Raw genomic sequence first — 18,356 nt, 5'->3', positions numbered from 1 at the left:
GCAACGATCAGGGCTTATGACTTCAGCCATCCTGCAATTCGCCCGACTGCCTCGGCGATGTCCGAGACGGAACCCGCATAGGAAAACCGCAGAGCGCGATGCCCTTCCAGCGGATCGAAATCGAGACCGGGCGTGGCTGCCACATCGATTTCCGCCAGCATGCGTCTGGCAAAATCCATGCTGTCATTGGAATAACGGCTGGTATCGACATAGGCATAAAAGGCACCGTCCATGGGCGATGCCAGCGGCAAGCCCAGCTCTGGCAGACGCGTCGTCAGGAAATCGCGGTTCGTACGGTAGCTTTCCTTGTAGACGTCGAGTTCCTCTTCGGCTGAAAAGGCAGCGGTCGCGGCAAGTTGCGAAAGCTCCGGAGCCGAGATGTACATGCTTTGCGCCAGACATTCGATCGGCCGGATCAGATTTTCCGGCAACACCATCCAGCCGATACGCCAACCGGTCATGCAATAATATTTGGAGAATGAGTTGATGACGACGGCGTTTTCGCTGATTTCAACGGCACTGGTTTCATCGCCGACGAAAGTCAGTCCATGATAAATCTCATCTGAAATGAATGCGATATCGCGGCTGTCACAATATGAGATGAGGCGCTTCAAGGCATCACGGCTGGTCACCGTTCCCGTCGGGTTGGCCGGACTTGCCAGCAGCACGCCCTTCAGCTTGCAACCGGCCTTCGTCTCAGCACGCTCGAGGCTTGCGGGAGTGAGCGTGTAACCGGTTTCTGCCGTCACCGGCACTTCCACCACGTTCAGACCAAGCGCCTTGAGGATATTGCGATAAGCGGGATAACCCGGTCGTGCGATGGCAACGGCGTCACCCACATCGAACAGCGCCAGAAACGCCAGATTGAAGGCGGCGGAAGAACCCGTCGTCACGGCAATGCGGGCGGGATCAACGATTGCACCGTGGCGAAGCCTGTAGCTGGAGGCAATCGCCTCGCGCAACTCGCGAAGTCCAAGCGCGTCCGTGTAACCGATGCGACCATGCTTCAGGGCTGCCTCCGCGGCTTCCAGGGATGCGCGTGGTGCTGCATGCGATGGCTGTCCAACGGCCATGGAGATGACGGGTCGCCCCGCTTGTCTGCGGCGGTTTGCTTCTGCCAGAATGTCCATGGCATGAAAGGGCTCAACCGCGCTTCGCTTCGACAACGTTATCAAGGGCATGTTCTTTCTTGGAATCCTGTCGGACATTTGCCGTATTATTGCTGTCTTCACAATGACGAGATCGCAACGGACGCATTTAATTTGCGATATGGCATTTAAATTAAATTACGGTAATTGCGTGGGGATATCGGAATCACCACCCCGTAACGACTTGATGAGGACCGACATGGCACTTTCGATCAAATCCACAGCGCTCGCCAGCCTGACGGCCCTCTCGACGCTGCTCGTCTCTTTGCCGGCTCACGCGCTTGACGATCAGCAGAAGAAGGAATTCGGTGCCTTCATCAAGGAATACCTGATCGAAAACCCTGAGATCATGCTGGAAGTCCAGGAAGCGCTCGAGCGCAAGCAGTATGAGACACGCAACGCCAAGGCGGCAGAAGCCGTGGCCGATAACAAGAAGACTTTGTTCGAATCCCAGTACGACCTGTCGCTTGGCAATCCCAATGGCGACGTTACGCTGGTCGAGTTCTTCGATTACAATTGCGGCTACTGCAAACGCGCAATGAGCGACGTCGACACGATTCTGAAAACGGACAAGAAAGTCCGCTTCGTTCTCAAGGAATTTCCCATTCTCGGACCTGAATCGATGGAAGCGCACAAGGTTTCCAACGCCGTGAAGCTCGTCGCACCTGAAAAATACGCCGAGTTCCAGCGCACCTTGCTGGGTAGTTCCGGTCGCGCCAACGAGGCAAGCGCCCTCGAGGTTGCGGATTCGCTCGGCATCAAGGAAGCCGATATCCGCAAGTCAATGGCGGCGAATCCAAACGATGCGCAGGTCAAGGAAGCCTATCAGCTGGCCACCAGCCTCGGCATTACGGGCACACCGTCCTATGTCATCGGTAACGAAGCGGTCTTCGGTGCTGTCGGTGCGGTTCCACTCAAGGAAAAAATTGCCAATATGCGCACATGTGGAAAGGCCACCTGCTCCTAAGAAACGGACGTTCGCCATAGCCTTACGCGCTTCGCGCCGCGGGCTATACGAGCTTCTTTTCGCCCGTGGCGAACTTTGCCTTCAGCAGGCACTCGTCATATTCCGCATCCGCGGTGGAATCGAAGACGATACCGCCACCGACATTGAAGGTGGCTCTGCCATCCTCGAAAAGCGTGATGGTGCGGATCGCGACGGAAAAGCGCATGTCGCCATTGGGTGACAGCACGCCGATAGCGCCGCAATAGGCATTGCGCGGGCCACTCTCCAGATGGTGAAGAATTTCCATCGCCCGCATCTTCGGCGCGCCTGTGATCGAGCCGCAGGGAAAGAGCGCAGAGAAAACATCGCGCACACTCATGTCCGGCAGAAGTTTCGCCCGCACGTGGCTTACCATCTGGTGGACCGTGGGGTAGGTTTCGATCTCGAAGAGCTTGGGCACATCCAGCGTGCCGACCTCGGTGATGCGCGAAACGTCGTTGCGCAGAAGATCGACGATCATCCGGTTTTCAGCCAGCGTTTTTTCGTCCCGCAGCATTCCGGCCACCAGTTCCGCGTCCTGCTCAGGCGTCGCGCCGCGCCTGACCGTTCCCTTCATCGGATGTGTCTCGATCCAGCCATCCTTGACGGAGAAGAACAGTTCCGGCGAACGCGAGAGAATGATCGGCCCGCCAAGATCGATCAGGGCGCCATATTTTACAGGCTGCCGCTCGATCAGCGACCAGAAGGCGTTGAGCGGATCGCCATGCCAGCGTGCGTGGACAGGCATGGTGAGATTGGCCTGATAGCAATCTCCTTGTCGCAGATGCTGGTGAAGTCTGGCGAACTGCGTGCTGTATTCTTCCAGCGTCCAGCCGGGTTTGGCATCGCTCAAAAAATCATCCGGGCTCATCAAGGGCTGCGGTTGCTGAACGATATGTGTGCTCTCGACCGGCGATGAAAAAACACCGAACGACAGCAGCGGCACATCGCGCTTGACGTCAGCAAAGGCCGCCAGTTTGTCTTCAAAGAGATACCCGGCCTCGTAAGACATGTAACCGGCAAGATATTTTCCCGCCGCCCTCGCCTCTTCCATTCGCTCCAGTGCCGGAAAAAATTCGTCCACCTCATGCGCAACAATCATGCTGTCCGGCTCGGTGAAGAGCGTCACCAAGCCAGTCGTATCATCGCGGAAGAGAACATAAGGCGCGGTGAGCAATGTCGTTCGATCCGGCAAACAAGTGAAATCCGATATCAGATTGGATCGATATCGCCTTTCGCCCACATTTCAATGGTCTCGGCATAGAAATCCGCAAAGCGGCCTTCTTCGATGGATTTGCGGATGCCCTGCATCAGTTCCTGATAATAGGCCAGATTGTGCCAGGATAGCAGCATGCCGCCCAGTGCTTCATTGGAACGGGCCAGATGGTGCAGGTAGGCGCGGGAATAATCACGTGATGCCGGGCAGTTGGACTGCTCATCCAACGGGCGCATGTCTTCGGCGTGGCGGGCGTTGCGGATGTTGACGCGGCCACGGCGGGTGAAGGCCAGACCGTGACGACCGGAGCGGGTTGGCATGACGCAATCGAACATATCGATGCCGCGCGCGACCGATTTCAGAATATCATCCGGCGTGCCGACGCCCATCAGGTAGCGCGGCTTTTCGGTCGGTAGCGCGGGCAATGTGATGTCGAGCATGCTCAGCATCACCTCCTGCGGTTCTCCCACGGCCAGACCGCCTACGGCGTAGCCCTTGAGATCGAGCTGCTTCAGACCCTCGGCGGAGCGGACACGCAAATCCGGCTGGTCGCCGCCCTGCACGATGCCGAACATGGCCTTGCCGGGCTGCTCGCCAAAGGCAACGCGGCAACGCTCTGCCCAGCGCAGGGACATTTCCATGGCGCGTTCGATTTCCTTGCGCTCCGCTGGAAGCGCAATGCATTCATCGAGCTGCATCTGGATGTCCGAATCGAGCATGCCCTGAATTTCAATGGAGCGTTCCGGCGACATGTGGTGCAGCGAGCCGTCCACATGGCTTTTGAAAGTGACGCCCTTTTCATCCAGCTTGCGCAGGCCAGACAGCGACATGACCTGAAAGCCCCCGCTATCGGTGAGGATCGGGTGCGGCCAGCGGATCAGTTCATGCAGACCGCCAAGGCGCTGTACGCGCTCCGGGCCGGGGCGCAGCATCAGGTGGTAAGTATTGCCCAGAATGACATCTGCGCCGAGGTCACGCACCTGATCCAGATACATGGCCTTGACGGTGCCGACCGTGCCGACCGGCATGAAGGCCGGTGTGCGGATCGTGCCGCGTGGCATGGCCACTTCGCCAAGACGCGCGCCGCCGCTGGTTGCTTTGAGGGTGAAGGAGAAGTTCTCGTGCATCAGGTCTTCCGAAAAAGGAGGCTGGAATCGCCATAGGAATAGAAACGGTAGCCGGTTTCGATAGCGCGCGTGTAGGCCTCGCGCATGGTTTCCAGCCCGCAGAAAGCCGAAACCAGCATGAACAGCGTGGATTTCGGCAGGTGAAAATTCGTCATCAGAATATCGACGGCCTTGAAGCGGTATCCCGGCGTGATGAAGATGCCTGTCGGGCCGGACCAGGGCATGATCTGCCCGTCATCGGCAGCCGCACTCTCGATCAGCCGAAGCGAGGTCGTACCGACGCAGACGATGCGCCCGCCCCTCGCCTTGACGGCATTCAGCTTGGCAGCTGTTTCTTCTGAGACATAACCGATTTCGAGGTGCATCTTGTGCTCTTCGGTATCGTCAGCCTTGACAGGTAGAAACGTGCCCGCGCCGACATGCAGCGTAACGAAATGCCGCTCGATACCCGCTTCATCCAAGGCTTCGAAGAGTGCGGGCGTGAAGTGAAGGCCTGCGGTAGGTGCTGCCACGGCACCTTTTTCGCGCGCGTAGATGGTCTGGTAATCCGTCTGATCCTGCGCGTCTTCAGGACGCTTGGCAGCGATATAGGGCGGAAGCGGAATGTGACCGACGGAAGCGATGGCCTCGTCCAGCACGGGGCCGGAGACGTCGAACAGCAGCGTGATTTCGCCCTCATCGCCCTTCTCCTCTACGGTCGCCTCAAGGAAAGCCAAACCGCAGGCATTGTCACGCGCGTAGCCGAAACGGATGCGGTCGCCTTGCTTGATGCGCTTGCCGGGACGGGCGAACGCCTTCCAGCGACTGGCATCTGCGCGCATGTGAAGCGTGGCGGAAACGGCCGTCTCCGGCGCACCTTCGCGAAGCCGCACGCCTTCGAGCTGGGCGGGAATGACGCGGGTGTCGTTGAAAACCAGGGCGTCGCCCGGTTTCAGAAAACTCGGGAGATCGAAGACCTGATGATCCGTCATGCTGCCTGCATTCGGATCGACCACGAGCAGACGCGCACTATCGCGCGGGTTCGCCGGGCGAAGCGCGATGTTGTCGTCAGGAAGGTCGAAGTCGAACAGGTCTACACGCATGATGGGCTCTTGAAGTTCAAAGGTCTGCTCCACATTCCCTCATTCCTGTGCTTGTCACAGGAATCCAGTCGATGCGCGTCTGCGCGTCAGAAAGAGTCTCTCAGCCCAAGGACTTGGGCTGGCTGGATTCCTGTGACGAGCACAGGAATGAGGACGGCACCAGAATATCAAAACCCGCCCCGCAGAACCTGCGAGGCGGGCCAAGTGTCTATATCCTATGCTCAGGCCGCAGAAGCAAGGCGGATCGAGACGATGGAATCGGGGTCCTTCACAGGCTCGCCGCGCTTGACCTTATCGATGGCTTCCATGCCTTCGATGACCTGGCCCCAGACGGTGTACTGCTTGTTCAGCCATGGGCTGTCGGTAAAGCAGATGAAAAACTGCGAGTTGGCGGAGTTCGGGCTCTGCGAACGGGCCATGGAGCAGGTGCCGCGCACGTGCGGAATGGCGGAGAATTCTGCCTGAAGGTCAGGCTTTTCGGAACCGCCCATGCCGGCGCGCGATGGGTTGAAGCTTTCAGAACCCTTCTTGCCGAACTTTACGTCGCCGGTCTGCGCCATGAAATCGGAGATGACGCGGTGGAACACGACGCCGTCGTAAGCCTGTTCGGAAACCAGTTCCTTGATGCGGGCAACGTGGCCCGGAGCCACTTCGGGCATAAGCTGGATGACGACCTTACCAGTCGTTGTTTCCATGATGAGGGTGTTTTCGGGATCTTTGATCTCGGCCATGGTATCTCTCCTTTTACGTGGGCATGCGCCCGGTTTTATTTCTTGCCAACAGTGACTTTGACCATGCGGTCAGGATCGGAAACTTCGCCGTTGCCGCCCTGGCCCTTCTTGATCTTGTCTACGAATTCCATGCCCGAAACGACCTTACCGACGACGGTATACTGTCCGTTCAGGAACGGGCCCTTGTCGAACATGATGAAGAACTGCGAGTTGGCGGAGTTCGGGTCCTGCGAACGGGCCATGCCGACCGTGCCACGCTCGAACGGCGTCTTGGAAAACTCGGCTGGCAGATCAGGCAGGTCGGAACCGCCGGTGCCCGCGCGCTGGGCATTGAACGACTTGCTCATATTGCCGTACTGCACATCACCCGTCTGAGCCATGAAGCCGGGAATGACGCGGTGGAAAGCGACGTTGTCGTAGGCACCCTTTTCAGCCAGCGCCTTGATCTGCGCAACGTGCTTCGGCGCGACTTCTGGCATAAGCTGAATGACCACTGGGCCGTCTTTCAGCTGGATCGTGAGGAATTCCGCAGCCGAAGCAAATGTGCTGGCGGCGATGGCGCTGACGAACAGGGCGCCAGCAAAGGCAAATCGAAGCAGTTTCATTGGAATAGGCTCCAGAATAATCGCCGAAACTATTGTTTCAGCTTGCTGTTGAGGGCGTGCAAAACGGCTTTCGGCACGAAAGTCTCCACATTACCGCCCATTGCGGCGATCTGACGAACCAATGTGGCGGTAATGGGCCGCGATGCCGTTCCGGCGGGTAGAAAGACGGTTTGGATATCGGGCGCCATCTGCCGGTTCATGCCCGCCATCTGCATTTCGTAATCCAAATCGGTGCCGTCGCGCAGGCCTCGCACCAGAAGCGTCGCGCCATGTTCGCGGGCGGCATCCACCACCAGATTTGAGAAGGAAACGACGCGCAGACGACCCGCCGAATCTGGAAGCGCTTCATTCAAAGAGTGGCGAATGAGTTCGGCGCGTTCCTCGAAACTGAACATCGGCGCCTTGCCGGGATGAATGCCGATTGCGACGATCAGCTGTGACGCCACGTTCAGCGACTGGATCAACACATCCAGATGTCCGTTGGTCATCGGGTCGAAAGATCCGGGATAAAAGGCAATCGTCATACCGTTCTCGATATTTAACGTTAGTTGTGCCGCCTTTTGTCATGTAAGACAGGTATTCGCAAGACCTCGGCGCGGCAGGCCTTTCGCCACGCAACCTCAATATTACGCTGAACACGATATGAACGCGCCATTCAGCGCGGCTTCAAAGCATATCTCTATAACCGTCTCATCGCATCGCAAACGGGCGCTCGGCCCTCTCGGAGATGGAAATGCTGGTATTCATGATGATCCTAACAATCGCGACATCCTTTGTTGTCGAACACATCTTCATGGATTGACGTGAACTGCCGGTTTTCTGAACGCCAGATGAATGCAGCATTCAAGAAGGCTTCAGAGGCGCGATGCTAATCGATTTTTAACAATAACGCGGAACTGGATCAGGTATCGCGCGTTCAGACCCCAGGTAAAGGAACGGACACATGTTTATTAAAGAAAAACAGTCTACTTCGGCAAAGATCGGCCTGATCAGCACAGCCTGGACAATGTTGGTCATTGCGATGGTAGCAACGACGTTCAGCCTTTACGGTCAAAAGCCGGAACAGAACGGCCCTGAATTCCCGCAGCTCACATCCCGCACTCAATATATGAATTATTATTGATCCTTGCGGGAGTAATTCACAATTACTTCTGGAGTCATGTCATGCTCATCTTCCTTACTCTGCTTGCTGCTATCATCAGCGCAATGTTCGTAGCATCGGTTATTTCAGCTGTAACGGAATCGCAGAAGGAAGATGCGCTGATTAGAGAGGCACTTGCGCGTAGCAAGGCGTTCTAAGGCTCAGATCTGTGAAATATCCCGACGTCTTCAGAACTTAAAAAAGCCGCCCGCATAGAGGCGGTTTTTTTGTGTCTTCAGGCCGCATTGTACAATGCACAGGGTATTACAGCCCGTCGCTCACGCCTTCGTTTGCCGTTGCGCGCTTTTCAGCCGAATTTAGCCTTCAATTTCAAAGTGGATTGATTTAAGGAAGCCCCATAGACCCGGCGTAACGGGCGAATATTGTGAGGTTTGCATAGCGATGCTCGATTCCCTGAGAAATGCTTCTCGTACTTTGGCGGCGAAGATTCTCCTTCTGCTTCTCGGCGTGTCCTTCGGTGTCTGGGGCGTTTCCGCGTCTCTGGCGCCAACGAATTCGCATGCCGTGATGACGGTTGGCGACCAGACGATAACGCCGAACGAGTTTCGCTTTGCCTATCAACGACAGCTTGCCGATGTCGGCCGGCAGTTCGGCACGCGCTTGACCACCGAACAGGCCAAGGCTTTCGGCATCGACCGTCAGGTTTTCAGCCAGCTTTCTGCCGGCGCAGCGTTGGATGAGCTCGCTTCGAAGATGAATCTTGGCCTGTCTGAAGATCGCCTTGCCACCTTGATTGCCGAAGATCCTGCCTTCAAGTCGCCAAGCGGCCAGTTCGACCGCGCACTGTTCAGCCAGCGCTTGCGTGGCGCAGGTTTCAACGAAGACGATTACGTCAAGGAACGCAGCAAGGTTGCCGTCCGCGGCCAGATTGTCGACGCGATCTCCGATGGCTTCCAGCCGCCGAAGGTTCTGGTCGATGCCCTGAAGCAGTATCGCGATGAACAGCGCTCCATCGAATATGTCCTTCTGTCAAACGCCAACATCGATCCGGTCAAGGCGCCTGGCGATGACGTGCTCGCGCCCTGGTTCGAAAAGAACAAGGAAAAGTATCGCGCGCCGGAATATCGCAAGTTCACCTATGTGAAGCTAGAGCCCTCTGACATTGCCGATCAGACTGCAATCACCGACCAGCAGATTGCCGATTATTATGAAAGCCACAAGGACAGCTTCCGCACGGCAGGTCGCCGTACCATCGAGCAGCTGACATTCGCAGACAAGGAAATGGCAGAAGCCGCTGCAACGCAGATCCGTGCTGGCACGACAACGTACGATCAGGTCGTGAAGGATCAAGGCAAGCAGCCTGCCGACGTGACACTGGGTGAATTCACCAAGGATACGGTTCCAGACCAATCGATTGCCGATGCCGCTTTTGCAATCCAGAAAGATGGTGGCGTTTCGCCCGTCGTTGACGGTGCATTCGGCCCGGTCATCCTGCGCGTGACAGGCATCAAGAATGAAAGCATGAAGACGCTGGACGAGGCGAAGGAAGAAATTCGCACCAATCTCGCCACCGCCAATGCTGCTGAAGAGCTGAACAATGTTCACGACCGTTACGAAGATTTGCGCGGCGGCGGTTCTTCGCTAACGGATGCTGCCACTCAGCTCAAGCTGAAACCGGTCACCGTCGAAGCAGTCGATGCAACCGGTGAAGACGACAAGGGTAATCCCGTCGAAGGCCTGCCGACACCAGCCCTCCTGACGGGGGTCTTCCGGGCCGAACAGGGCGTCGATGCGCCCGCCGTCAACATTGGCCGCGACGGCTATGTCTGGTTCGATCTGCAGCAGATCACCGCACCGCGAGACCGTACGTTGGCCGAGGTCAAGGAACAGGTCGTCGCAGACTGGACTGCCGAGCAGCAGCGCACCGCGCTCGCCGCCAAGGCGGACGAGTTGAAGGCCCGCGCTGAAAAGGGTGAGACGCTCGCCGCCATTGCCGGTGAGATGGGCCTCGCTGTCGAAACCAAGATGGGTCTCCGCCGCACCAGTGAAGACGCGGTCCTCGGCCAGCCTGCCGTTGCCGCCGTCTTTGCGGGTGCCGATGGCCTCGTTGGTACGGCTCCTGACACGGATGGCTCCAGCCGCATTCTGTTCAAGGTGACCGAGGTCAACACGAGCACGCCATCCGACGCGCTTGATAATAACGACCAGCAGGTCACCGCAATGGCTACCGCGGCCGGTGATGATATGCTGGACCAGATGGTCAACCGTCTTCAGAACGACTATGGTGTCACCATCAATCAGGCCCTCGCAGATCAGGCCATGACCGCATTCTAAGCCGCATTTCGGGGGACGTGACGACATGGCTGAATTGAAGCCGCTGATTGCGAAGGTGGCCACTGGCGAAAGCCTGAACCGGGATGATGCCCGTCAGGCCTTCGACATTCTGATGTCCGGCGAAGCAACACCATCGCAGATCGGCGCGTTCCTCATGGCTTTGCGGGTGCGTGGCGAAACGGTGGACGAAATCGTCGGTGCGGTTTCTTCCATGCGTTCACGCATGATACCCGTCACTGCCCCTGCCGACGCCATGGATATCGTCGGCACGGGTGGGGATGGGCTTGGGACGTACAACATCTCCACGCTCGCCTCCATCATCGTGGCAGGCGCAGGCGTGCCGGTTGCCAAGCATGGCAACCGCGCTCTCAGCTCCAAGTCGGGCACGGCCGATGCGCTCTCCGTTCTGGGCGTGAAGCTGGATATCGAGCCGGGCCTTATCAGCCGCTGCATCCGCGAGGCCGGTCTTGGCTTCATGTTTGCCCAACGTCATCACTCCTCCATGCGCCACGTCAATCCCAGCCGTGTCGAGCTCGGCACGCGCACCATCTTCAACCTGCTCGGCCCGCTGTCCAATCCGGCTGGCGCAAAGAAACAGCTGCTGGGTGTGTTTGCACCGCATTGGCTGGAGCCCCTGGCAGAAGTGCTGCGTGATCTCGGCTCGGAAAGCGTCTGGGTCGTTCACGGGGATGGGCTGGACGAAATCACCACCACAGGCACCACCCATGTGGCGGCGCTGGAAGGTGGCAAGATCAGAACATTCGATCTGACGCCAAAAGATTTTGGTGTCGATACCGCCAGCATCGATGATCTCAAGGGCGGCGATGGCGTTGCCAACGCGGCAGCCTTGCGTGACGTGTTGAGTGGGCGCAAAAATGCTTACCGCGACGTATCGCTGTGCAACGCCGCAGCCTCGCTGGTGGTGGCAGGCAAGGCGGAAACGCTGACGGACGCAATGAAAATCGCAGGTGCCTCGCTGGACGAAGGCAGAGCGGCAGCAGCCCTCGACATGCTGATTGCTGTTTCGAACGAAGAGTAAGGCAAAGCCATGAGCGACATTCTGAAAAAGATCGAAGCCTACAAGCGCGAAGAAATCGCCGCTGCGAAAGCAAAGGTTTCGCTGGATGATCTGAAAGCAATGGCGGCTGACCAGACTGCGCCGCGCGGTTTCTACAATGCGCTGAAGCGCAAACAGGCGGATGGCGCATTCGGACTTATTGCCGAAATCAAGAAAGCCAGCCCTTCCAAGGGCCTCATCCGCCCGGATTTTGATCCACCATCCCTTGCCAAAGCCTATGAGGCTGGCGGTGCGGCCTGCCTTTCCGTGCTGACCGACACGCCGAGCTTTCAGGGCGCGCCCGAATTTCTGTCGGCTGCCCGCAATGCCTGCGCCCTGCCCGCGCTGCGCAAGGATTTCATGTTCGAAACCTATCAGGTGCATGAAGCCCGCGCCTGGGGTGCCGATTGCATTCTCCTGATCATGGCATCGCTGTCCGACGATGAAGCCAAGCGTCTGGAAGACGAAGCCTTTTCGCTCGGTATGGATGTTCTGGTTGAGGTGCATGACGAGGAAGAGACAGAACGCGCGCTGAAACTCGCCTCCCCGCTGCTGGGCGTCAATAATCGCAACCTTCGCACCTTCGAGGTCAGCCTTGATGTGAGCGAGCGTCTGGCAAAGCTGGTGCCTGCGGACAAGCTGCTGGTGGGCGAAAGCGGTATCTTCACCTATGAAGATTGCACCCGCCTTCAAAAGTCAGCCATCACCACCTTCCTCGTCGGCGAAAGCCTGATGCGCAAGGATGATGTTGCCGCCGCCACGCGCACACTGCTGACGGGCCGCAGCGACATTCTGGCTGCCGAATGAGTGCTGACCCTAAACTCACCCATATCGGCGCGTCCGGCGAGGCGCATATGGTCGATGTTGGTGACAAGACTGAGACGACGCGCGTGGCAGTGGCCGAGGGCTTCGTGAAGATGAAGCCGGAAACGCTGGCGCTGATCCGCGAGGGCAACGCCAAGAAGGGCGACGTCATCGGCACGGCCCGGCTGGCTGGCATCATGGCCGCAAAGCAAACCTCCAACCTCATTCCCCTTTGTCATCCGCTGATGCTGACGAAAGTTGCCGTCGATATTACCGAAGATGAAGCCCTGCCCGGTCTGCGCGTTCAGGCCACCGTCAAGCTGTCCGGCAAAACGGGCGTCGAGATGGAAGCCCTCACAGCCGTTTCCATCGCCTGCCTGACGATCTACGATATGGCGAAAGCCGCCGACAAGGGCATGGAAATCGGCTCTATCCGTCTTCTGGAAAAGACCGGCGGAAAATCCGGTCACTTCAAGGCACAAGACTAAGACATTGAATGGCACCAGTGGAGATGCAGCGCATCCCCCCTTACGGCCACAGGAAGAGGAAACGCCATGAAACCCCTCCTGCCCGTTGCGGAAGCTCAGGCACGGTTGCTGGGTGCCGCCAGACCCGTCATGTCGATCGAAACCGTGCGACTGGACCAGGCGGACCAGCGCGTGCTGGCGCAGGATATTCAGGCACGCCTCACCCAACCACCCTTCCACGCCTCTGCCATGGATGGTTACGCGCTAAGGGCCATCGACGCCCCACACATCGGCTCCATCCTCACCGTCATTGGTGAATCTGCTGCGGGCCACGCGTTCAAGGGCCGTGTGGATGAAGGTCAGGCCGTGCGGATTTTCACCGGCGCGCCTTTGCCAGAGGGTGCGGATACGGTTCTCATACAGGAAGATGCGGAAAAGCTCGAAGGCGGTAAAATCCGCACGACATTCGAGGTCACCGAGGGAAGACATATACGCCCACGCGGACAGGATTTTCTGGAAGGCGAAACCGGCCTAAGGGCCGGAACGGAGCTCACCTTTGCAGACATTACCCTTGCTGCCGCCATGAACCATGCGGAGCTTTCCGTCTATCGCAAGCCGCTCATCGCTGTTCTTGCAACCGGCGATGAACTGATCCCTCCGGGCGGCAACCCCAACCCCGCCCAGATCATCGCCTCTAACACCTTCGGCGTTGCCGCACTCGCCCGCAAAGCCGGGGCCGACATCCTCGATCTCGGGATCGTCGCCGATGACGAGGCCTTGATCCGCGCAGCCATCGACAAGGCAATCGCAGCAAAGGCGGACGTTCTCGCAACCCTCGGCGGCGCCTCGGTCGGCGATCACGACCTCGTGCAGGCGGCCCTCAAAGCCCAAGGCATGATGCTGGATTTCTGGCGCATCGCCATGCGCCCCGGCAAACCGTTGATGGTAGGCTCCATCGGTGACATGCAGGTGCTGGGCCTGCCCGGCAACCCCGTCGCCAGCCTCGTTTGCAGCCTGCTGTTTCTGGAACCGCTCATCCAGAAACTCAGCCACCGCTCCATCACATCCCGGGAAATCAAAGCCAAGACTGCCACCGCACTGAAAGCCAACGACCAGCGGCAAGATTATCTGCGGGCACGCATCATCGGCCAAGACGATGGCCTGCCGGTTGTCGAAACCTTCACGAAGCAGGATTCTTCGATGATGAAGATTATGGCAAGTTCGGATTGCCTCATCATCCGTCCACCGCACGCATCCGAGATCGCTGCCGGTACGGAGTGTTTGGCAATCAAGCTTCGTTAGGTCTACACCTCACGTCAGTTCGGGATGTTGACCTACGAGCCTGTCGCGTTTCTGCTGCAACAAATCCATTTGCTCTTTCAACTCGCCCATCGCCTCGTCGATCTTGTCGACACTTTCTTCGATGTGGAGATAGTGCTCTGCGAGAATCGCCCTGGCTTCCTTACGGCTGGAGGCATTGGGCGTGTCGCCATAGAGAGGCCGGTTGGCAGTCTCCTTCAGGAACAACGTCGTCACCAGTCCAACCAATGCGGCGATCATGAGATAGTACGCCGGCATGTAGATGTTTTCGGTCGCTTCCACCAGCCACGCAGCCACCGTGGGCGTCAGACCCGCAACGATGATCGAGATGTTGAAGGAAATGGCCAGTGCGCTGTAGCGAATACGTGCAGGAAACAGCGATGGCAGCGTGGACGCCATGATGCCGACAAGGCAGTTCAGGCCGACAGCCAGAATCAGCAGACCGAAGAAGATGCCGATGACATTGCCACCCGCGATGAGGTGAAAGGCCGGAAGCGATAAGGTCAGGACGATGGTGCTGCCGATCGCGAGAAACGGGCGTCTGCCGACGCGGTCGCTCAAGAAACCGACGAGTGGCTGCACGAACAGCATGCCGACCATGACGGCAATGATGATCAGCGCCCCGTGATCCTCGGTATATCCCAAGGTCTTTGAGAGATATGTGGGCATGTAGGTCAGCAGCATATAGTAGGTCACATTGGTGACCAGAACCATGCCGATGCAGATCAACAGGGAACGCGGATGTTCTCTGAAAATCTCCGCAAAAGGAACGGTTGGCCGCTCCTTCAGCGAATCCTTATCTTCTGCTTCCGTTTGCTTGAGACGCTCGGTAAAGGCCGGCGTTTCCTCGGCGGCATGGCGCAGATAGAGCCCGATAAGGCCGAGCGGCGCAGCGAGAAAGAATGGAATACGCCAGCCCCAGGACAGGAAGTTGGCTTCACTCATGATGGCACTGAGTATGACGACCAGCCCCGCCCCAAGCACGAAACCCGCGATGGATCCGAAATCAAGCCAGCTTCCCAGAAAGCCACGGCGGCGGTCCGGCGAGTATTCGGCCACAAAGATGGCGGCGCCTGTGTATTCGCCGCCGACGGAAAAGCCCTGCGCGAGTTTGCACAACAGAAGCAGAATGGGTGCCCATATGCCGATCGTTGCATATCCGGGAATGATGCCGATGCAGAATGTGCTGATCGCCATGATGACGATTGTCAGCGAGAGAACCTTCTGACGCCCGAATTTGTCGCCCATCGCACCAAAGAAAAGGCCGCCCAGCGGGCGCACCAGAAATGGCACTGAGAATGTCGCGAGAGCCGCTATCGTCTGAACCGCCGGAGACGCATCGGGGAAGAAGACTTTTCCCACAGTGGCGGCAACAAAACCGTAAACGCCGAAGTCGAACCACTCCATCGCGTTGCCGAGCGCAGCAGCCGTGATGGCCTTCTTCAACTTGGAATCTTCGATGACGGTGACATCCGTTATCGTCAGATGATTTGTGTCGGCAATCTCACTCAATATACGCCCCCATGCAATATCGATGAATATATCGTGATGTGAAATGCGTAATTGTTGAAAGGGTTCCGCAAGGTGAATTTTTGGGGTGTAACCGATGTTTTCACAGAGAGGCGCTCTCTGTGGGTAACAGCCGCGCAATCGTATTAATCCAACAAGAAAGCCAGCATCGCTGCGCCGTTGCGGATGAGGTGGAGGCTGTTGAGGAGCGCTCCATCATTCGACTCAGGATGTAGAAATGATCCATTCCAACAATGCATTTTGTGCGTGGAGCAAGTAGGCCTTGGCGTCTCTGCTTTGGCACAGAACATGCTCCATCGCGTCAACGCTTACTTCCTGACCACGCAAAACGGGTGGGCATGGTAGAAAAACAGCATTGCTTTTAAGTTGGTCCAGAAATGAACCGGTAATCATAAAGTTCTTAAATTGCTCTGAATCACCACCAGTCGCCCAAGAATCGGTAATGATGACGTCCGCATCCAACAATTCATTCATATCGGTGCTTGCACGAAAACTTTTGTTCAGCAAAGTGTCGTCACGAACATGCCATTGCTGCGGATAGACTTGCACGACCTCGATTGGTAACGCGATAGATGCCTCGACCCATGAACGCAAAATATTGGCATCCGGTGCGACACCGACCACTTTCAATCCATCAACGGAGCCGCGCTTGGTCTTGATGTAAGCCAAATCGCCGAGCGTCTCGCAAGGGTGATTTGTTGCCGTTCTGGCATTGATGACGGGTACTTTTGCAAAATTAGCCAACTCCCGCAGCGTCTCTAACGAGCGTGTACGGACGATGAGAATGTCGAACCAGTTATCAAGATAACCAGCCAGATCAGCCGTGGTCTCTCTTACATTGAAGCGAACTGGAGGCAGCACGCTCAGACCACCCATGGCCCGAACACCGAGATCGAACGTTGTCGTATTGCGCCAGCCAGTATCATCGGCAATAACCGCAACACTTTTCCCGGCCAGACATTGCGGCATGGTCCGCAAAGACCAAGCCCGCGCCAATTCCTCGGCACGGGCTAAGATCATATTCAATACGTCCACATCAAGCTGATGGAATTCCAGAAAACTTTTCTTTGCCATCATTTTCCGTCGCCTTAAACCAACCGGCTGCGCTCCAGCGCTGCTTCAATGAAGCTTGCAAACAGCGGATGCGGATCAAGCGGGCGGCTTTTGAGTTCGGGGTGGTATTGCACGCCGATGAACCATGGATGGTCGGGGTACTCGACTGTCTCAGGCAGAACGCCGTCCGGGGACATGCCGGAGAAGACGAGGCCGCAGCTTTCGAGGCGGTCCTTGTAGTCCACGTTGACTTCGTAGCGATGGCGGTGGCGCTCGGAAATGTCCGTGGAGCCATAGATTTCGGCAATCTTGGTGTCTTTCTTGAGCGACGCCTTGTAGGCACCCAGACGCATCGTGCCGCCGAGATCGCCGGCTGCGTTGCGCTTCTCCAGCTCGTTTCCCTTGACCCATTCGGTCATCAGGCCAACGACTGGCTCAGACGTCGTGCCGAATTCGGTGGAGGACGCATGCTCGATACCGGCCAGATTGCGCGCTGCTTCCACGACCGCCATCTGCATGCCGAAGCAGATGCCGAAGTAAGGCACCTGACGCTCGCGGGCATATTGCGCCGCGCGGATCTTGCCTTCAGAGCCGCGCTCACCAAAACCGCCGGGAACGAGGATGGCGTCGACCTTTTCCAGATAGGGAGCCGGATCTTCCTTTTCGAAGACTTCCGATTCGATCCATTCCAGATTGACCTTGACGCGGTTGGCAAAGCCACCGTGATGCAGGGCTTCGATCAGCGATTTATACGCATCCTTCAGGCCGGTATATTTACCGACGATGGCAATGGTCACTTCGCCTTCCGGCGTGTGGATGCGGTTGCAGACCTCTTCCCAATGCTCAAGACGTGGCTTTGGCGCAGGCTCGATGCCGAAGGCGGCAAGCACTTCGTTGTCGAGGCCTTCTTTGTGATAAGCGATCGGCACATCATAGATATTGGCAACATCCAGCGCCTGAATGACGGCGGATGGACGCACGTTGCAGAACAGCGAGAGCTTGCGGCGTTCTGCTTCGGGGATTTCCCGGTCGGCACGCACCAGGAGGATGTCAGGGTGAATACCCAGCGCCTGCAGTTCCTTGACGGAGTGCTGCGTCGGCTTGGTCTTCAGCTCACCGGCTGCGGGAATGTAAGGCATCAGTGTCAGATGCACGAAGATGGCCGTGCCGCGTGGCAGGTCGTTCTTGGCCTGACGGATGGCCTCCATGAACGGCATGGCTTCGATGTCGCCCACCGTGCCGCCGATTTCGCAGATGACGAAATCGTATTCCTCATTGCCCTCGGTCACGAAATTCTTGATTTCGTTGGTGACGTGCGGAATGACCTGCACCGTCGCGCCGAGATAATCGCCGCGGCGTTCCTTATCGATGATGTTCTTGTAGATACGACCCGTGGTGATGTTGTCGGTCTTGGTGGCCGAGCGCCCCGTGAAGCGTTCGTAGTGACCGAGATCGAGGTCCGTCTCCGCGCCGTCATCGGTCACGAACACCTCACCGTGCTGGGTGGGGCTCATGGTGCCGGGATCGACATTGAGATAGGGGTCAAGTTTGCGAAGCCGCACCCGATAACCACGGGATTGCAACAACGCTCCGAGTGCTGCGGCCGCAATGCCCTTACCAAGTGAGGAGACCACGCCGCCTGTGATGAATACATATCGCGCCATGGGATTTACCGCTTACCTTTAAAAGAGTGATTCCGCCAGCCCAAATTTCTGAACGCCCGCATTCACCTGTTGATGAAATGCGGCAGGCTTGCCCGGAATCTAAACAAAAGAAAACCGGCAGGCTTTTGGCC

The 18,356-nt window shown here is 57.5% G+C and carries 18 protein-coding genes; 8 read left to right on the top strand and 10 right to left on the bottom strand.

The features are described from left to right. Window positions 1-14: 14 nt before the first annotated feature. Window positions 15-1,175 carry an aminotransferase class I/II-fold pyridoxal phosphate-dependent enzyme gene (locus tag ASF29_RS05015; protein ID WP_200925515.1) on the bottom strand — a complete coding sequence of 387 codons (1,161 nt, stop codon included), beginning with the start codon at window positions 1,173-1,175 and terminating at the stop codon, window positions 15-17. Window positions 1,176-1,347: 172 nt separating this feature from the next. On the opposite strand from ASF29_RS05015, the gene ASF29_RS05010 reads away from it, so the two are divergent. Then, on the top strand, window positions 1,348-2,115 hold the full coding sequence (locus ASF29_RS05010; RefSeq protein WP_062449181.1) for a DsbA family protein: 768 nt from the start codon (window positions 1,348-1,350) through the stop codon (window positions 2,113-2,115). A gap of 43 nt (window positions 2,116-2,158) precedes the next feature. Here ASF29_RS05010 and ASF29_RS05005 read toward each other — a convergent pair whose 3' ends face one another. From ASF29_RS05005 to coaD, 6 genes are all read right to left on the bottom strand, one after another. Beyond that, window positions 2,159-3,310 carry an aminodeoxychorismate synthase component I gene (locus tag ASF29_RS05005; protein WP_062449179.1) on the bottom strand — a complete coding sequence of 384 codons (1,152 nt, stop codon included), beginning with the start codon at window positions 3,308-3,310 and terminating at the stop codon, window positions 2,159-2,161. Between the two features lie 35 nt (window positions 3,311-3,345). After that, a complete protein-coding gene (gene tgt / locus ASF29_RS05000) occupies window positions 3,346-4,476 on the bottom strand; it encodes a tRNA guanosine(34) transglycosylase Tgt (protein WP_062449177.1) in 1,131 nt (376 codons plus the stop codon). Next, window positions 4,476-5,558 carry a tRNA preQ1(34) S-adenosylmethionine ribosyltransferase-isomerase QueA gene (queA, locus tag ASF29_RS04995; protein WP_062449382.1) on the bottom strand — a complete coding sequence of 361 codons (1,083 nt, stop codon included), beginning with the start codon at window positions 5,556-5,558 and terminating at the stop codon, window positions 4,476-4,478. Before queA ends, tgt begins: the two co-directional genes overlap by 1 nt. Before the next feature lie 221 nt (window positions 5,559-5,779). After that, entirely contained in the window at window positions 5,780-6,289 is a 510-nt protein-coding gene (locus ASF29_RS04990; RefSeq protein WP_062449175.1) for a peptidylprolyl isomerase, read from the bottom strand. A gap of 35 nt (window positions 6,290-6,324) precedes the next feature. Beyond that, window positions 6,325-6,894 carry a peptidylprolyl isomerase gene (locus ASF29_RS04985; protein ID WP_062449173.1) on the bottom strand — a complete coding sequence of 190 codons (570 nt, stop codon included), beginning with the start codon at window positions 6,892-6,894 and terminating at the stop codon, window positions 6,325-6,327. A gap of 29 nt (window positions 6,895-6,923) precedes the next feature. Further along, window positions 6,924-7,418: a pantetheine-phosphate adenylyltransferase gene (gene coaD, locus ASF29_RS04980; RefSeq protein ID WP_062449170.1), complete on the bottom strand. Its 495-nt coding sequence runs from the start codon at window positions 7,416-7,418 to the stop codon at window positions 6,924-6,926. Window positions 7,419-7,837: 419 nt separating this feature from the next. On the opposite strand from coaD, the gene ASF29_RS04975 reads away from it, so the two are divergent. The 7 genes from ASF29_RS04975 (at window position 7,838) to glp (ending at window position 13,960) form a co-directional block, all read left to right on the top strand. Next, window positions 7,838-8,017 carry a hypothetical protein gene (locus ASF29_RS04975; RefSeq protein ID WP_062449168.1) on the top strand — a complete coding sequence of 60 codons (180 nt, stop codon included), beginning with the start codon at window positions 7,838-7,840 and terminating at the stop codon, window positions 8,015-8,017. 41 nt (window positions 8,018-8,058) lie between these two features. Continuing rightward, a complete protein-coding gene (locus tag ASF29_RS25025) occupies window positions 8,059-8,193 on the top strand; it encodes a hypothetical protein (RefSeq protein WP_280136419.1) in 135 nt (44 codons plus the stop codon). 244 nt (window positions 8,194-8,437) lie between these two features. Further along, on the top strand, window positions 8,438-10,330 hold the full coding sequence (locus ASF29_RS04970) for a peptidylprolyl isomerase (RefSeq protein WP_062449166.1): 1,893 nt from the start codon (window positions 8,438-8,440) through the stop codon (window positions 10,328-10,330). 25 nt (window positions 10,331-10,355) lie between these two features. Beyond that, window positions 10,356-11,369, top strand: a complete 1,014-nt coding sequence (gene trpD, locus ASF29_RS04965; protein ID WP_062449163.1) for an anthranilate phosphoribosyltransferase — start codon at window positions 10,356-10,358, stop codon at window positions 11,367-11,369. 9 nt (window positions 11,370-11,378) lie between these two features. Continuing rightward, window positions 11,379-12,194, top strand: a complete 816-nt coding sequence (trpC, locus tag ASF29_RS04960) for an indole-3-glycerol phosphate synthase TrpC (RefSeq protein ID WP_062449161.1) — start codon at window positions 11,379-11,381, stop codon at window positions 12,192-12,194. Continuing rightward, a complete protein-coding gene (gene moaC / locus ASF29_RS04955; protein ID WP_062449159.1) occupies window positions 12,191-12,679 on the top strand; it encodes a cyclic pyranopterin monophosphate synthase MoaC in 489 nt (162 codons plus the stop codon). The genes trpC and moaC overlap by 4 nt, the downstream gene beginning before the upstream one ends. Before the next feature lie 66 nt (window positions 12,680-12,745). Continuing rightward, window positions 12,746-13,960 carry a gephyrin-like molybdotransferase Glp gene (glp, locus tag ASF29_RS04950; protein WP_062449156.1) on the top strand — a complete coding sequence of 405 codons (1,215 nt, stop codon included), beginning with the start codon at window positions 12,746-12,748 and terminating at the stop codon, window positions 13,958-13,960. 9 nt (window positions 13,961-13,969) lie between these two features. Here glp and proP read toward each other — a convergent pair whose 3' ends face one another. The 3 genes from proP to ASF29_RS04935 all read right to left on the bottom strand — a co-directional run bounded on the left by proP (window position 13,970) and on the right by ASF29_RS04935 (window position 18,225). Continuing rightward, window positions 13,970-15,490, bottom strand: coding sequence for a glycine betaine/L-proline transporter ProP (gene proP, locus ASF29_RS04945; protein WP_062449154.1), 1,521 nt, complete (start codon window positions 15,488-15,490; stop codon window positions 13,970-13,972). A 222-nt stretch (window positions 15,491-15,712) separates the two neighbouring features. Then, on the bottom strand, window positions 15,713-16,585 hold the full coding sequence (locus tag ASF29_RS04940; RefSeq protein WP_062449152.1) for an ornithine carbamoyltransferase: 873 nt from the start codon (window positions 16,583-16,585) through the stop codon (window positions 15,713-15,715). 11 nt (window positions 16,586-16,596) lie between these two features. Next, the gene (locus ASF29_RS04935; protein ID WP_062449151.1) at window positions 16,597-18,225 is read right to left on the bottom strand and encodes a CTP synthase; all 1,629 of its coding nucleotides are present in this window, start codon (window positions 18,223-18,225) and stop codon (window positions 16,597-16,599) included. Between the last annotated feature and the right edge of the window lie 131 nt (window positions 18,226-18,356).

This window comes from Rhizobium sp. Leaf262, from assembly GCF_001422245.1.
In the GTDB taxonomy this organism is placed as follows: Bacteria; Pseudomonadota; Alphaproteobacteria; order Rhizobiales; family Rhizobiaceae; genus Agrobacterium.
This window is presented reverse-complemented; position numbering and strand designations above follow the sequence as displayed.

Bases quoted from the DNA above. Each gene is read 5' to 3' on its own strand.
- trpD (WP_062449163.1), top strand. From the start codon at position 10,356: ATGGCTGAATTGAAGCCGCTGATTGCGAAGGTGGCCACTGGCGAAAGC.
- ASF29_RS04970 (WP_062449166.1), top strand. From the start codon at position 8,438: ATGCTCGATTCCCTGAGAAATGCTTCTCGTACTTTGGCGGCGAAGATT.
- tgt (WP_062449177.1), bottom strand. From the start codon at position 4,476: ATGCACGAGAACTTCTCCTTCACCCTCAAAGCAACCAGCGGCGGCGCG.
- coaD (WP_062449170.1), bottom strand. From the start codon at position 7,418: ATGACGATTGCCTTTTATCCCGGATCTTTCGACCCGATGACCAACGGA.
- ASF29_RS04975 (WP_062449168.1), top strand. From the start codon at position 7,838: ATGTTTATTAAAGAAAAACAGTCTACTTCGGCAAAGATCGGCCTGATC.
- ASF29_RS25025 (WP_280136419.1), top strand. From the start codon at position 8,059: ATGCTCATCTTCCTTACTCTGCTTGCTGCTATCATCAGCGCAATGTTC.
- moaC (WP_062449159.1), top strand. From the start codon at position 12,191: ATGAGTGCTGACCCTAAACTCACCCATATCGGCGCGTCCGGCGAGGCG.
- trpC (WP_062449161.1), top strand. From the start codon at position 11,379: ATGAGCGACATTCTGAAAAAGATCGAAGCCTACAAGCGCGAAGAAATC.
- ASF29_RS04985 (WP_062449173.1), bottom strand. From the start codon at position 6,894: ATGAAACTGCTTCGATTTGCCTTTGCTGGCGCCCTGTTCGTCAGCGCC.
- ASF29_RS04935 (WP_062449151.1), bottom strand. From the start codon at position 18,225: ATGGCGCGATATGTATTCATCACAGGCGGCGTGGTCTCCTCACTTGGT.
- queA (WP_062449382.1), bottom strand. From the start codon at position 5,558: ATGCGTGTAGACCTGTTCGACTTCGACCTTCCTGACGACAACATCGCG.
- ASF29_RS05010 (WP_062449181.1), top strand. From the start codon at position 1,348: ATGGCACTTTCGATCAAATCCACAGCGCTCGCCAGCCTGACGGCCCTC.
- ASF29_RS04940 (WP_062449152.1), bottom strand. From the start codon at position 16,585: ATGATGGCAAAGAAAAGTTTTCTGGAATTCCATCAGCTTGATGTGGAC.
- ASF29_RS04990 (WP_062449175.1), bottom strand. From the start codon at position 6,289: ATGGCCGAGATCAAAGATCCCGAAAACACCCTCATCATGGAAACAACG.
- glp (WP_062449156.1), top strand. From the start codon at position 12,746: ATGAAACCCCTCCTGCCCGTTGCGGAAGCTCAGGCACGGTTGCTGGGT.